The organism is Alteribacillus persepolensis, from assembly GCF_900099605.1.
Classification (GTDB): domain Bacteria; phylum Bacillota; class Bacilli; order Bacillales; family Marinococcaceae; genus Alteribacillus; species Alteribacillus persepolensis.
Genome location: NZ_FNDK01000001.1, coordinates 527417 through 542764 on the forward strand (window position 1 = coordinate 527417; position 15348 = coordinate 542764).

Annotated in this window: 15 protein-coding genes; all 15 read right to left on the bottom strand. The window is 42.9% G+C overall.

Going from position 1 to position 15348, the window contains the following annotated elements; genetic code table 11:
• Positions 1-75 precede the first annotated feature (75 nt).
• The 15 genes from BLT18_RS02530 to aroC all read right to left on the bottom strand — a co-directional run bounded on the left by BLT18_RS02530 (position 76) and on the right by aroC (position 15293).
• Positions 76-540: a YpiF family protein gene (locus BLT18_RS02530; protein ID WP_091270874.1), complete on the bottom strand. Its 465-nt coding sequence runs from the start codon at positions 538-540 to the stop codon at positions 76-78.
• 281 nt (positions 541-821) lie between these two features.
• Positions 822-1376, bottom strand: a complete 555-nt coding sequence (locus BLT18_RS02535) for a ReoY family proteolytic degradation factor (protein ID WP_091270876.1) — start codon at positions 1374-1376, stop codon at positions 822-824.
• Positions 1377-1466: 90 nt separating this feature from the next.
• Complete coding sequence (locus tag BLT18_RS02540) at positions 1467-2732, bottom strand: tetratricopeptide repeat protein (protein ID WP_091270878.1); 1266 nt, start codon at positions 2730-2732, stop codon at positions 1467-1469.
• A 20-nt stretch (positions 2733-2752) separates the two neighbouring features.
• Entirely contained in the window at positions 2753-3625 is an 873-nt protein-coding gene (locus tag BLT18_RS02545; RefSeq protein WP_091270879.1) for a hypothetical protein, read from the bottom strand.
• 514 nt (positions 3626-4139) lie between these two features.
• Positions 4140-5240 (bottom strand): prephenate dehydrogenase, encoded by a 1101-nt coding sequence (locus BLT18_RS02550; protein ID WP_091270881.1) that lies wholly within the window; start codon positions 5238-5240, stop codon positions 4140-4142.
• A gap of 88 nt (positions 5241-5328) precedes the next feature.
• The gene (gene hisC, locus BLT18_RS02555; RefSeq protein ID WP_091270883.1) at positions 5329-6435 is read right to left on the bottom strand and encodes a histidinol-phosphate transaminase; all 1107 of its coding nucleotides are present in this window, start codon (positions 6433-6435) and stop codon (positions 5329-5331) included.
• Between the two features lie 41 nt (positions 6436-6476).
• Positions 6477-7286 carry a tryptophan synthase subunit alpha gene (trpA, locus tag BLT18_RS02560; RefSeq protein ID WP_091270885.1) on the bottom strand — a complete coding sequence of 270 codons (810 nt, stop codon included), beginning with the start codon at positions 7284-7286 and terminating at the stop codon, positions 6477-6479.
• Complete coding sequence (gene trpB / locus BLT18_RS02565) at positions 7279-8484, bottom strand: tryptophan synthase subunit beta (protein ID WP_091270887.1); 1206 nt, start codon at positions 8482-8484, stop codon at positions 7279-7281. The genes trpA and trpB overlap by 8 nt, the downstream gene beginning before the upstream one ends.
• Entirely contained in the window at positions 8477-9121 is a 645-nt protein-coding gene (locus BLT18_RS02570; RefSeq protein WP_091270889.1) for a phosphoribosylanthranilate isomerase, read from the bottom strand. The genes trpB and BLT18_RS02570 overlap by 8 nt, the downstream gene beginning before the upstream one ends.
• Positions 9102-9878, bottom strand: a complete 777-nt coding sequence (gene trpC / locus BLT18_RS02575) for an indole-3-glycerol phosphate synthase TrpC (RefSeq protein ID WP_091270890.1) — start codon at positions 9876-9878, stop codon at positions 9102-9104. The genes BLT18_RS02570 and trpC overlap by 20 nt, the downstream gene beginning before the upstream one ends.
• Positions 9871-10896, bottom strand: coding sequence for an anthranilate phosphoribosyltransferase (gene trpD, locus BLT18_RS02580; RefSeq protein ID WP_091270892.1), 1026 nt, complete (start codon positions 10894-10896; stop codon positions 9871-9873). Before trpD ends, trpC begins: the two co-directional genes overlap by 8 nt.
• Positions 10889-12409, bottom strand: coding sequence for an anthranilate synthase component I (gene trpE / locus BLT18_RS02585; RefSeq protein ID WP_091270894.1), 1521 nt, complete (start codon positions 12407-12409; stop codon positions 10889-10891). The genes trpD and trpE overlap by 8 nt, the downstream gene beginning before the upstream one ends.
• Positions 12410-12653: 244 nt before the next feature.
• A complete protein-coding gene (gene aroH, locus BLT18_RS02590; protein ID WP_091270896.1) occupies positions 12654-13028 on the bottom strand; it encodes a chorismate mutase in 375 nt (124 codons plus the stop codon).
• Entirely contained in the window at positions 13021-14121 is a 1101-nt protein-coding gene (gene aroB / locus BLT18_RS02595; RefSeq protein WP_091270898.1) for a 3-dehydroquinate synthase, read from the bottom strand. Before aroB ends, aroH begins: the two co-directional genes overlap by 8 nt.
• Positions 14121-15293, bottom strand: a complete 1173-nt coding sequence (aroC, locus tag BLT18_RS02600) for a chorismate synthase (protein ID WP_091270900.1) — start codon at positions 15291-15293, stop codon at positions 14121-14123. The genes aroB and aroC overlap by 1 nt, the downstream gene beginning before the upstream one ends.
• Between the last annotated feature and the right edge of the window lie 55 nt (positions 15294-15348).

Below are 15348 nucleotides of genomic sequence, written 5' to 3' on the forward strand. Positions count from 1 at the left end.
ACATACTCATGATAGCCTAGTTTTGAATATGCTGTCAATCTTTTGCAGACCGATTTTGCGAGTTATTTCGACTTTTCATGTATCCATTTTCCACTTTTCCATGATTAACGGGATTAACTGTTTAATTTGTTCTGATACTACCTGTCTCTTATACTCCATATCCATATTTTCCAAAGGTACAAGCGGCATCCAAACCAACAGGTCTCCCAAGCTTTGTTCTGCCTTTTTCCATTCTGAATCCGCTGTAATGTAGATAATATGTGCTGTTCCTTCCTTTTTCATCTCCGCCGCCCATTCCAACAGCCGTTCTTTGCGTTGATGAATATCTTCCGTTTCTAAATAAGTAAATGGCGGAACTAATAACATTCTTCCTTTAAACTGGCGTTCCAATTCATCGGAAATAATGGAAATGAATTCGTTCATCGCTGCGCTTTGCCGTACACCGCTTCCAAACGTTACTGGCAAAAGCGGAACAAGAGCTGTATCGATGTACTTTCGTTCTTGAATAAATGAAGCAATGTCATTGGTTATCCATTTCATATCATCCCCTCTTTCTATGCATTTATTATTAATGAAACATAAAAACTCATTTTATTATAAACGTCGTAAGCATTCCTGAAAAGCAGAGATATATTTTTCCCTGTATTTTTCAAAGAAAACTGAGCCAGCACCAAGCTTTTAAGTGCCGGCAAATGCCTCGCCCAACGAATGCTGATTCTCTTAAAGTGTGAATGATGTCTATCGTTTGCCTCTACTAACGTTTTATACTTGCCAGTCAGCGAAAAAGGCTGTCCCGATAACGGACAGCCCGAACATCTGCATCACCTATAGAGTTTTTGCTGTATTATTAATAATCTCTCTGTTAACCTGTAGAATTCTTTCTTTCTTTTGTGGATTAGTGCATCATCAATCTTCTTTCGCAGTGACTCATGTTCAAAATCCCAAACGGCCTGGTTAAGAATATGTTCCGCGGCTATTTCCAACAACAATTTTTCCTGATCTTTTCCAGGTACATATGGATTATCTTCTAGCACTTCTGCATAATAGGTTAAAAATTCATCACCTTCAAACGCCAGCTGCACATAAAGGTCTTCATCTGGATGCAGCCTGATATCATGGAAAGACCGCTCTGTGTCCATGGTGACAAACTGATTTTTATGGTAAGAAAAAGGCATGGAGTTGAGAGTTTCGCTAGAAAAAATAACGGCTTTTGGACAATACTCTGCTTTTTCGACAAAGTGAACTTTTTCTAACAATTTACCGTCACTTAAAAGGTAATGTAAAATCCATGCATGTTCTCTTTGTTTGATGCGCTGTGTTTTTAAAAACCACTTTAGGAAGTCCCGCTTTTCCATCGCTGATACAACGTTACTCAACACCAATCCCTCCTTGTCACCAAGCAAAACACTCAGTTTTGATAACAGTATTATCTTTCGACAAGCACACCTTCATTCCCTTTTCATGCATTAGAATTCTTCTTCGAGGTCACGGATAAACATATCCAGCTCCTCATTTCCAGGATGAAGAGCGAGTGCTTGTTTAAAAAAGTGAAGGGCTTTATTTCTATAGCCAAGTTCTAAAAACAACTTGCCATAGTCTTCTAAGAAGTCATCGTGTTGAGACAGGGAAGGATATACTTTTTCAAACAGTTTCTCTGCCTCGTCGAACGCTTCCTTTTCCCATAGAGCCTTTGCATAGTACCAATCCATATATGCATCCTCTTCTCCAAGTTCTTTCAGATGCAAAGCAAGATCTTCAATTGCTTCATAATTTTCCTGGTCCAGCCACAGAGCAAATAATGCTTTGGCAGCCTCTTGATTCCCTGGATTAACAGCAATCGCTTCTTTTAGTCTGTCCTGGGCAACAGATTCATTGCCAAGAGCGAGCTGAAGCTTGCCTGCTTCGGTAAACAATGTATCGTTTTGTTCATCCACCGATAAACCATCTTCCGCTGCTTTTAATGCCTCTTCATACTTTTCCAGCCCTTCGTAAGCCCGAATCAAATAAGGATAGAGTGTCACATAATCAGGGTCAGTTTGTTTTAACTTCTCTAGTTGCGTCGCAGCCAGTTGGTAGTCTTCTATTTGCAGCGCTGTAAATCCGTAACCGAATAAAGAGTGCGGGTCTGTTTTGTCTTTTAACCCTTTCCGGTAGTAGGTGAGGGCCGTTTCAAATTCTCCAGTGGCACTGTATGCTTCGGCCAGCCGCAGATTCAAACCGCCTTCTGGAAATTCAAACCCTTGTGCTTGCGCCTGTTTCAAATATGGGATGCTTTTCGCAAAGTCTCCTCGGTCTAAATAATAATCGCCTAGCCCGGCTAAGAGAACCGGTTCATTTGGTTCTTTTTGGAGTGCAGCTTTTAACCGGTTTTCTGCTGCTTCATCCAATCCTTGTAATTGATAGAGGTCAGCCAGCAGCATCTGTGCCCTTACATACGCCTCATCACCTTCTTTTACCTCTAGCAGCCATTCAATCGCTTCATCCTCTTCATCTAAATCAACAGCCATTTCAGCAGCTGTCGTTAACAGTTCACCTTCATCGGGATAATAACTAATTAATTCATCCAATAGCGGTTTTGCTTTATCAAGCCTTCCCAATTCTTCATATATTTGAATAAGGTCATATTTTTCTTGATGACTGGCATTTTGTTCCACTTCCTCTAAACGCTGTAACCCTTTTTCTACATCCCCGTTTTGAATCAGTTCAAGGGACTCTTCCAAACTGCTTTTCATTTTTACAACCTCCACATCATCTACACGCGCTGAATAGAACGAAGCCTCCCTGGAAGAAAAGCATTACAGCAGCGGCCAAATCCTTTTAAGAGCTGAACTTGATGACCTGCTTTCAATACCTTTCCCCGCAATACAACAATATCGGGGGGTTGTCCTTCTGACACGTGTCTATCCACTTGATTAACTCTTTTGGATTCATAGTATAACAAATAATCCGCATCTCCTCGAGCAACTGTACCTTTAACGGGATAGAGGCCAATGGTTTGCATTTCATTTTTACTTAACAGAGCTCCATTTTCAAATGTTACAATATGAAAGTGAGAAGAAAGAGCTTTTTCCCATTTATTTTTTTCTATTTGTTCCTCTGCGGAGTCAGGCGGCGGAAAGCGAAAAATAAAACTTAACGGTTCAGGCCCGAGTGCTTGTTTAATCCAATCCCAAGCCACGTATGGACACTCCGATAAGGAAGTAAAATAAATTTCAACAACTGGAAAGTTGCGCCGCAGCAGTTGTCTCATAAAAGCAGGAGTCAGCTGTCTGCTGTGAACCGATGGCACAATCAGATAATCGATTGGTACGTTATTTAATAGATTCAATGATTGTTCTGTTACATGGTCCAGTTGACTGGCTTTTTTTACCGGCATCATAATCAGCGTTGTGGTGACCCCTTTTTTCACCAGTGTTTCCCATCTTCTTTGGCCTTTTTGGTCATTGCACTGTTGCACTGTCGGCCCAATGGCCGCCTTCGCAGGTTCAATGTGAAAACCTCCCGCATGCACATTGATTATTTTTTCATACTGATAGTAATGTCTATAGGTAATTACTTCGTCTTCAATTTTTATATGAACAGGGCCCTTATTTTCTTCTACAGCGTGATTTAGCCAATATTTCACTACATTCCCTGCCTTTCTTCCCTTTTTCTCGAAGATATGAAAGACAGCGTGGATTTATGAAACAAGGCAGAGCACCTGCGCATAAGCAGCACAAAAAAAGACCCGATTCGTAAACGCTTACAAATCGGGCCAGCACACAAGTGCTGAAACGTATTATAAGAGTATGGATAGGAGTGGAGAGAAACCATACGCTACTTTTATTATAACTAAAACGCTTTCAAAGTCAATAATATTTAAATAATTTTTAAAGGAAATTTGGCAAGTTCCCTAAAAAAGGAAAGCAGGCTAAAGGAAAGGTACTTCTGTAACGTATAACAAACGTGAAAAGAGGCTGCCCCTAAAAGATTTTTCACAGCTGAAATACACGCTCCCCTGCGGGAATAGATCAGCAGCCGCTGAAGACCCCGCAGTGAGCAGCTTTTGCTCGCAATGTTACCCTGGAAAGCAAAGCGTATTTCAGCTGATGTTTATCAAAGATAAAACCACTCCGGCTCATGGGACAGACCCATTCTTGTTATTCCATAATATACGTCTCATACAAGGCTTCTTCCAAATGGCGCCGGCCATTTTCCCTGTCGGCTTCTGTCCGAAACGTCAGCTGCAAAACCCCCATAATATCTTCACGTGTCTCAATAATGTGGATGTTTGTAATGCTAATTCCAGCCTTACCCAGGATGCCGGTTACATCCGAAATAACACCAGGATGGTCTGGAACATCAACAAATAAGTCATAAAAAGCAGGCAGGGCACCCTTTTCCCGTGACGGCAGTCCATCTCTAAACGACTTAGCAGAAGCAAAATAATGCTGAATTTCAAGAGGATCTTCTTCTTCAAGCAATTTCTCCACTCTCTTCATTTCCTCTTTCCAATCGTCCAACAGAGATAGGATAATATCTTTATTATGCAAGAGAACATCCCGCCACATTACCGGCGACGCCGAAGCAATTCTTGTAATATCACGAAAACCCCCGGCTGCCAGCCGTGCAACAATATTATCTTCTTTTGCCGTACGTTTCACCTGCTGTACGAGTCCTGCTGCAATAATATGGGGCAGATGGCTGATTAAACCTGCAAAATGATCGTGCTGTTCCGGTGTTAATTCAATAAACCTTGCTTGTGTACCTTTTAACCAGTTTTGCAGCTGAATAACCTTATTCATATCCGTGCTTTCACAAGGAGTTAAAACATAAAACGCATTTTCAAAGAGATGCGGTTTCGCAGCTTGCACACCGCTTTTGTGAGAGCCCGCCATTGGGTGGCCGCCAATAAACGTAACACCTTTTTCAAACAATCTTTTTGCCTTATGAAAGATTTTATTTTTTGTACTGCCCACGTCTGTAACAATGGCACCTTCTTTTAATGGAAAGGTTTCTAGCTCTTCAATGATTTGTTCTGTCTTCGTTACCGGCACCGCAATAACGATTAAATCAGCGTCCTGAACACCTTCTGCTAAACTTTCCACAGGTTCATCTATGACTTTTAACGACTGGGCCAGCCGTAATTGATTTTGATCAATGTCGATACCAGCAATATGTACATCATGTTCTTTCTTGATAGACAACGCAATAGATCCGCCAATCAATCCCATACCAATAATGCATATTTTCCGTTTCACCCTTTGCCCTCCTTTTGCTCTCTATGCTCTTTTCATGAAAAAAGGCAGCGGGCCACTTCTAAGGGAAGTACCAGGCCGCTGCTTTTGTTTACCCTTTCACGGAATGTTTTTGTTCATCTAAACACTCTTCTAATGCCTGCAAAAAGCATGTGTTTTGTTCACTTGTACCTGCTGTCACCCGAATCCAATCCGGATAACCTAATGCTTCGCCAGAACGGATGATAAAGCCTTTTTTTAAGAGTGCATCAAACATAACATCACCAGATACGCCAGTTTGAATCAACATAAAGTTTGTTTGAGAAGGCAAGTAGGACAAGCCCTTCTTCTCACAGTATCTTTCCAATCGATCCAGCTCTTTTCGATTTTTTATGCGGCATTCTTCAATATATTCCTCATCACCAAGTGCTGCTATAGCTGCATATTGAGCAATGGTATTCGTGTTAAATGGAGGTCTTACTGGGTCCAAAGACTGCACCAGTTTTTCTTGAGCCACCCCGTAGCCAATACGCATTGAAGCTAACCCATACGCCTTTGAAAACGTACGAAGAATCATTAAATTAGGATATTCATTTAAATAAGCCAGCGTATTAGGATAATCTTGTGCCGTTACGTATTCAATATACGCTTCGTCAGAGACGACGAGCACATTTTCTGGTACTTGGCGCATAAATGCTTGAAAAGCTTCATCATTTACATACGTACCCGTTGGATTATTTGGATTGCATACCCAAACAATTCGCGTGTTCTCATCAATTTGCTCAAGCATACCCTCTAAATCATGCACACCGTCTTTTAAAGGAACTTCTCTAATCTCCGCTCCTTCAATGACTGCGTTGTGTTTGTATTGCGAAAACGTTGGAGATGCCATGACCGTATTTGTCTCATTATTCAGCATCGCACGGCACAACATTAAAATTACTTCATCTGATCCCGCTCCGAATAATAACTGGCTCGCCTTCACTCCTATGTGGTCGGCTACAGCTTGACGAATGTCTGCAGCATACCCGTCAGGATAAATTTCCGGATAAAGTACTGCCTGTTGAACCGCTGCTTTTGCTTTTGGAGAAGCACCATACGGATTTTCATTTGAAGCTAATTTATGAACTTCCTTTAAACCGAGCTCCCTTTTGACCTCTTCCATAGGTTTTCCCGGTTTATACGGCTCCATGCCTATAATTTGCGACTTAACTTTCATGCTTTAGCACCCCGCATCAATAAATTCTCTACTATTACATGTTACGATGAAATCAGCGTGGAGACAAATGTTTTTATTTCTTGCAGTGCCTCTTTTTTCTTTTCTTCCCCTGCTGCCAGTTCATTGGCATGTTTTTCTACCAGCTTCATAATTGCACTGCCGACAATAACACCGCTGCATATTCCTGAAAGACTTTGAACATGTTCCGGCTTAGAAATGCCAAATCCTACCGCCACCGGTACAGCGCTGTGTTCTTTTACTGTATGAATGAAATCGTATGCTTCTTGCGGAAACACCTCACGTGTTCCTGTCACACCAAGGCTTGACACGCAGTATAAAAAACCTTCTGCATGGCTTGCTATTTTATGCACTCTTGTCGTTGAAGTAGGCGCAACCAGCGATATATTCGCAAGCTGATAATCTTTGGCCAACGCTGTAAAATCCTGACTCTCTTCAAATGGCAAATCAGGTACTAATACACCATCCGCCCCTTTTTCATTTGCCGTTTCTAAAAAGCTCTCCATTCCCATCTGGAACACCGGATTATAATAGGTAAATACAACAACCGGAATGGTCAATCCTCGTTTTCTCATCTCAGGAATGAGATCCATGGCACTTTTCAGGCTCATTCCTTGCTGCAATGCTCTTTTTGCGGAACGTTGTAAAACAGGGCCGTCTGCTAACGGGTCAGAATACGGAATACCAAGCTCCAAAATATGCGCACCAGCCTCTTGAAGTTGTAATGCAAGGTCAACCGTAGCAGATCGTGTCGGGTCTCCTGCCATAATAAACGGAATAAACAATGGATAGTCTGCATTGTGTGCTGCTTCATAAACCGTCAGTCTATTCATGTGAAAGGCTCTCCTTTTTCATTGCTTCTTTTATCGAGTGAACGTCTTTATCCCCCCGGCCAGATAAACATATAATCATGCTTTGCTCAGAAGTCATCTCTTTTGCTTTTTCCATCGCTAGATGCAGGGCATGAGCCGATTCGACCGCCGGCAGTATCCCTTCTGTTTTTGTCAGCAGTGACAACGCATCGAGTGCCTGCTGGTCTGTCACCCCTTCGTACATCACGCGGCCGCTTTCTGCTAAGTAGGCATGTTCCGGCCCGATTCCCGGATAGTCCAAACCTGCTGAAATAGAATACGGCTCAATGATTTGGCCATTTTCATCCTGCATGAGATATGTTAAAGAACCATGAATAATACCTTTTGTCCCTTTTGTGATAGTCGCAGCATGCTGATCTGTATCTACTCCTAAGCCAGCCGCTTCCGCACCGTACAAGCGCACATCATCCTCTAAGAATGGATAGAACATGCCCATGGCATTGCTTCCTCCGCCAACACAAGCCGTAATAGCATCAGGGAGAGCGCCGTACTGCTGTCCAAACTGCTCTTTCGTTTCATCGCCGATAATACGCTGAAAATCTCTTACCATTTTTGGATAAGGGTGAGGACCGACCACTGAACCAATTAAATAAAACGTATCGCCGACATTGGCTACCCAATACCGAATTGCCTCATTGGTAGCATCCTTTAATGTTTTGCTGCCTGAGTTTGCCGGCACCACTTCTGCTCCGAGAAGCTCCATTCTAAATACGTTCAGCGCTTGCCGGCGCATATCTTCTTCTCCCATAAACACTTTACACTCAAGCCCCAGCCGTGCACAGACTGTTGCTGTAGCGACACCATGCTGTCCCGCTCCGGTTTCCGCCACTACTTTCTGCTTGCCCATTCTTTTGGCGAGCAGTGCCTGTCCAATAGCGTTGTTTAATTTATGAGCGCCCGTGTGCAGCAAGTCTTCTCTTTTCAAATAAATGCGTGCGCCCCCTGTCTTTTCCGTTAGACGTTTTGCATATGTCAGCGGGGTAGAACGGCCGGCATATTCTGATAACGTGTGCTTATATTCTTCCATAAAGTCTGTATCTGCTTGTGCTTCTTCCAATGACTGCTCTAACTCTTCTAGTGCATACATTAGCGTTTCCGGTACAAACTTTCCGCCGAAACTTCCAAATCTTCCTCGATTATCTGGATACATGTTACTCATTGCTATTCAACCTCTTTTCCAAACAGTTCAATTTCTGCTGATCTTTTCTGCCATTTGTCTCTACTCCGCTAGAAAGGTCGACACCCCAAGGTCTAAATGCCTTCAATGCAGCAACATTTTCAGCATTAATGCCGCCGGCAATTAAAACTGGCGTGTTCTGTTTACGCCCGAACTCAACATATGCCGGAACATGGGACCAGTCAAAACGCTGGCCTGTTCCACCCCAGGCTCCTTTCACTTTAGCATCTATGACAAATGCATCGACATACGGCACGTACGCATCCATTCTTTCCAGTACAGATGCATCGTGTGCGAGAGCTTTCCAAACGTCTGTTTGACAAACTTCTTTAGTTTTTTTTACATCATCAGGGGTTTCCGCACCGTGCAATTGAACAATATCTGGTGAAAGGATATTCACAGCATCGGCAATTTCGTCTATAGGAGCATTTACAAAGAGAGCTGCTACCGACTTATCCGGCATCGGGTGCCGCTTAAGCCAGGAAGCAGCTGCGTGTGGCGTTATTTTTCGTTTACTTTCCGCCATGACAAATCCCACGTAGTCGGCTTTGGATTCACTCACTATCCGAACATCTTCTTCTGAGTGCAGTCCACATACTTTAAGATAAGGACGAATCATGCTGGTACTCTCCTTTTAACGTGCGTAAAGCTGCCTCTACATCAGGCTGCCTCATGAGCGATTCGCCGACAAGTACTGCCTGTGCTCCAAACTGCTGTACGAGCTGCAAATCCTCTGCAGTATAAATACCGCTTTCACTCACCAAGATGCTGTCCGATGGTATCAAACGGCCCAATTCTTTCGTTACATCAAGCGTCGTGTGAAAGGTACGCAAGTCTCGATTGTTGATTCCCATAACAGCCGGTTCAAATGTTTTCAGAACATCTTCTACTTCCTGCCTTGAATGACATTCTACCAATACTTCCAGGCCTTTTTCATAGGCTTCAAGATACAGCTCATGAAGCTGCTTCGGTTCGAGTGCAGCCGCAATTAATAAAACAGCATCCGCACCAATTCTAACGCTCTCTTCTATTTGTAAACGATCGATGATAAACTCTTTTCTCATTACAGGTATCGACACATTGTGTTTCACTTGTGTCAAGTATTCGCGTTTACCTTGAAAATAAGACTGGTCAGTTAAGACAGACAACGCAGCTGCTCCACCGTTTTGATAACTTTTTGCAATGCTCTCCGGCTGAAAATCAGCGCGGATTAATCCTTTAGAAGGAGACGCTTTTTTTACTTCCGCAATCACTTGGATGTTCGCTGCATTTGATGTTAGTGCCTCTTTTAATGAATATCGTTTCACATCTTGTTTTTCGGGCAGGACTAACTGCTGTATTTCTTCTTTTTTCGTTTCTAAAATTTTATTAAGCATGCTGCTGTTCCACCTTCTCATTTTTCAGACGCTGCAATTGTTGTACTATGTCACCATTTTCTAATGCTTTTGCTGCTTTTTCAACCCCGTCTTTGATAGAAGCCGTGTAATCAGCGACGTAAAGTCCAGCAGCAATATTTAACAGCAAGATATCTTTGGCACCGTCTTGAGCCTCGCCGTTAAAGATATCTTCAATAAGACGGGCACTTTCAGAAGCATTATTCACTTGAATATCCGCCATATCCGCTCGCTTTAACCCTGCCTGTTCTGGTGTAATAGTGTATTGTTCAATGGCCTCGCCGTTCAGTTCTGTTACATAGGTTTTGCCGGTAATCGTTATCTCATCGAGGCCGTCTTCGCCTGTCACAAATATTGCGCGCTTGGCACCGAGACGTTTTAGTGTCTGAGCCATTTTCATCCCATAATCTTTGTTAAACACACCAATAACTTGCCCATTTGCATTAGCAGGGTTCGTAAGCGGTCCTAACAAATTAAAAATCGTACGAAAGCCAATCTCTTTTCTAGGAGCAACGGCGTGCTTCATCGCTACGTGATACATTGGGGCAAACAAAAATGCCATGTCCTGCTTAGCAAGCGAATCCGCCGCCTCCTCTGGGGACGTTTGTACAGACAATCCTAACTTTTCAAGCACGTCAGCACTTCCGCTTTTAGAGGACACAGAGCGATTCCCATGTTTGGCTACTTTGATGCCAAAAGCAGACAAGGCAATCGCAGAAGCTGTAGATATATTATAAGTAGAGCTTTTGTCTCCACCTGTTCCGCACGTATCAATCACGTTCGTTTCACAGTGGGGAATTCGAATTACATGGTCTCGCATCGATCTTGTAAAACCTGTCATTTCATCTACCGTTTCCCCACGGAAACGAAGTACAGTAAGCAGGCTGGCAATTTGACTTTCCGTCGCTTTTCCTTGCATAATTTCATCCATGGCAGCTTTAGCTTCTTCTTCCGTTAGTGTATTTCCCTCAATACATTCGTTTAACAACTCTTTAAGCATGAATGCTCTCCTCCTCTTCTCTTTCTCTGCTAAACATTTCCTCTGCTGATTCAATGGCTTTTAACAACGCAGCTGCTTTATTTTGGGTTTCTTCGTACTCTTTTTCGGGAATAGAGTCCGCAACAATTCCAGCACCGGCCTGAATTTTTGCTTTGTTGTTTTTAACAATCATTGTTCGTATAGCGATACAAGAGTCAATGTTTCCATCAAAACCTAAATAACACACAGCCCCAGCATAAATTCCGCGTCGTTCGGGCTCTAATTCTTTCAAAATCTGCATAGCTCGAAATTTAGGTGCTCCAGACACCGTCCCCGCTGGAAATGAAGCTTCAAGTGCTGCTATCGGCTTTGTGCCATGGCTAATCGTGCCGGTCACTTTTGAGATAATGTGCATCACATGTGAAAACTTACCGATTTCAAGCAATACCGGTGTATCTACCGAACCATATTCTGCCACACGGCCTACATCGTTGCGGGCTAAGTCCACTAGCATATAATGTTCTGCTTTTTCTTTTTCATCTTGCAGTAAATCTCTGACCAGTTCATCGTCTTCCTGTTTTGTCGCCCCGCGTTTTCTTGTTCCAGCAATCGGATGAATTTCTACATGGTTGTCTTGCACTTGAATGAGCCGCTCCGGAGAACTCCCCACCACTTCCGTATCACCAAGCTTTAAATAAAACATATATGGAGAAGGATTAATCATTCGAAGCGTTCGATATATATCAAAAGCTGTTACTGTAATATGTTTTTCAAACCTCTGCGACAGCACGGCTTGGAAGATATCTCCTGCTTTTATATATTCTTTAATCGTCTCAACGTCCTGCAGAAACTTCTGCTTTGGATAGTTCGAGCTGACTTGCTTAAAATGAACATCCACTGTGGTTGTCAACGGTGATAAAAAAGCATCCGCGCCTGTCACGGCTGCCACTTGCTCCATTAATGAACCGACTGTTGCTTTCGCTTGTTCATACCGCTTTTTCGTACCACTCTCTATGTCATTATCATAATGAATAAAACTAATTTCTTTTGTATCATGGTCAAGCGCAATCAATGTCTCGCAAAACAACAGCACCACTTCATCTGCACGGTCTGTATCCTCTGATGACTTTAGCTCTGGTTCAAATTCTTCTACGGTATCATAAGGAATAACGCCGACTGCTCCTCCTTTAAAGGGGATTTGAATAGAGGGAGAACCGGGTTTGAGCCACGTAATGGATTGTTCAAACAGCTCTGCCAGGTTTTCACTCTGCAGTAAAACACGGTCATTTTTATCTGCAAACACGTACATGTTTTTATTGCTGTAAATTTTATATTGTGGAGACAATCCAATAAACGAATACCTCGACCACGGTGACGCTTCGTCTTTACTTTCAAGTAAAAATACTGCTTTATCTTTTAATTTCTGAAATACTTGGATTGGGGTTAGTGTATCTGTAAAAAAACGTCTCACATACGGGAGCATGCTGCTCGTTTTAGAAAGTTCTTGAAATGCTTGAAAAGAAGTCTCTGTCATGGGCTCACCTCTTTATAGCGACAAGAAGAGAGCATGAAGGAAGGAGATTAGGGGTAGGACGCATACGGGCAAAAAGCCTCATAAATTTATATACATAGAAAGCCTGAAACAGACAGTCTCAGGCATAGTTTAAACATTATACACTCTGCTCTGCTACTCTCTCTTCTCTTCTACCTGCACTCTGCTCGACTACTTTATTTTTGTATGGACTCATCTAAACTAAACTACTACTATCGTACACATGTCAATTCTTTTTTGTCAACACCAAGTCAGGGCGCAGCTGTTTTGCATCACGCAAGTAAACATGTTGAACGTCCTTTTGCGCCTTATCTATTTCTGCTTGCAGCATAATACGAATACACTTTGGCAGGCTGTTTTTCACATCAATTTCTTTCGCACACATGACCGGAACGAACTGCCAGCCTTCCAAAGAGCGCACTGCTTTTGCCGGGAATACAGCATCAATATCAGATGTAGCTGTAAACCAAATGTGTGATACATACTCTGGTTCCAAATCATTTTGACTAATCATTTCTTCAAGTAATAATTTGGTGCTTTTCACAATGTCTTCTTCTGTATTTTCATGGATAGTGATTGCTCCTCGAACACCTCTAATCACCGCTAGTCATCCCCCTTTTATCGTTGTTCAGCAGCTCATACAAAAGATGTTCCTCGACTGTTTTTAAAAGAGGACAGCCTGGCTTTTCTACTAAAACAAATGTTAATTGACCAGATGTTGCTTTTTTGTCTTTTTTCATTGTTTCAATGAACGTTTGTGCAGAAAAGCCTGCAGGGATATTCACCGGAAAACCGAGTGCCTCTAACCACTTGACTTCTTCTTCTACGTCCCAGTTGGACAGCCCTAAATAATTGCTGACTCTCATAGCAAACATCATTCCAGCCGCTACTGCTTCACCGTGGGTGACATCACCATTATAGCCTGCCAATTTCTCAATAGCATGGCCCAATGTGTGGCCGAAATTCAAATACGCGCGCACCCCCGCCTCTTTTTCATCTTCTTTTACAATATCTGCTTTGACAGCTATGGAGCGTTTTAAGAACGGGCGAATCTTATTTGTTTTTATGTCCTCTATCGATCGCACGTTTTCCTTTAGCCACTGTAGAAACTCTGAATCGTTAATATAAGCATGCTTGATCATTTCTGCAAATCCTGAACGCCACTCCCTGTCCGGAAGCGTCATAAGCGTTTGTGTATCGTAAAGCACAGCTGACGGCTGATGAAAAGCACCAATTAAATTTTTTCCTAACTCGTGATTAATACCTGTTTTGCCGCCTACACTGCTGTCATGCGCGAGCAAAGTTGTCGGGACCTGTACAAATGGTATGCCCCTCATATATGTGGCAGCAACAAAGCCTGCCAAATCTCCAATCACACCGCCGCCAAGTGCAAAAATAATGGACTGGCGATCCAGACCTTCTCGTATGCATGCTGTTAACAATCGTTCGTAGCTGGCTAGTGATTTCGCGGACTCACCATTTGGCACGGTTTCCACACAAACAGGCAGCATAGGGTCCAAACAAAGCCGTAAATCCTCTGCATATAACTCACCGACATTTGTGTCTGTAATAATCATTGCTTTGCTTTTACCAGCCAGCTTTTCTTTCAATAAACTCTCCGTTTGATGCAGCACGTTCTCTCCAATATATACTGGATACGATTGGGCTGATGCATGTACCGTTAATTGTTCCATTAAAATTCCCTCGACCATTTTTCGTGTTCACTCAAGTTTCGTTGAATAGCATCTACTCGGTCAGAACCGAATGTTTCTAACAGCGCATTCGCCACTTCAAATGCGACGACATTTTCCATAACAACAGATGCTGCCGGCACCGCACAGCTGTCGGACCGCTCGATGCTGGCTTTAAACGGTTCCTTTGAGTCAATATCCACACTGTAAAGGGGTTTATAGAGTGTTGGAATAGGCTTCATCACACCTTGTATGACAATAGGCATACCGGTTGTCATTCCGCCTTCAAACCCGCCAAGATTATTCGTCTTACGCTGATAGCCATTTTCTTCATCCCATACAATTTCATCATGCACTTGACTTCCCGGAAGGCCAGCTGCATCAAACCCGATACCAACTTCCACCCCTTTAAAAGCATTAATGCTTAAAACAGCACCGCCAATTTTAGCGTCGAGCTTTCGGTCATAATGCACGTGACTGCCAAGTCCAGTTGGAACCCCAGTGATAACTGCTTGAACAACCCCTCCGATGGAATCTCCCTCTTTTTTCGCATCGTCAATGGCTTGCATCATTTGTTCTTCTGCATGTTTGTCCAGGCAGCGTACTGGAGACGCTTCACTTCTTTCTTTCAAATCATAAATATCCTTATATGACGTGTCTTCTGCTTTAATACCGCCAATTTCAAGAACTTGGCCGCCAACTTCCATGCCAAATGTTTTCAGCACTTTTTTCGCCACAGCACCTGCACAAACGCGAGCTGTCGTTTCTCTTGCAGAAGAACGCTCTAACACGTTTCTCATATCCCGGTGATTATATTTAATTGCTCCATTTAAGTCTGCATGTCCAGGGCGAGGTCTCGTAATTTTACGTTTCACTTCGTTTTCTTCTTCCGGTGTCAATGGTTCAGGTCCCATAATTTTCTGCCAATGTTTAAAGTCATCGTTTTCCACGACTAGAGTCACTGGTGCCCCAGTTGTTCTGCCATGTCGCACACCGCTTAAAATTTGCACTTTATCTTTTTCTATCTGCATGCGTCTACCACGCCCGTAGCCGCCCTGCCTGCGCGCAAGTTCTGTATTAATATCTTCGCTGAGCAGCTCCATGTTAGCGGGAAGCCCCTCAATGATTGTTGTTTGCTGCGGTCCGTGTGATTCACCTGCTGTTACATATCTCATGTTCATTCCACTCCTCTTTTTACTTGCTGCCCAATACTCTTTATCGCTTTTATGC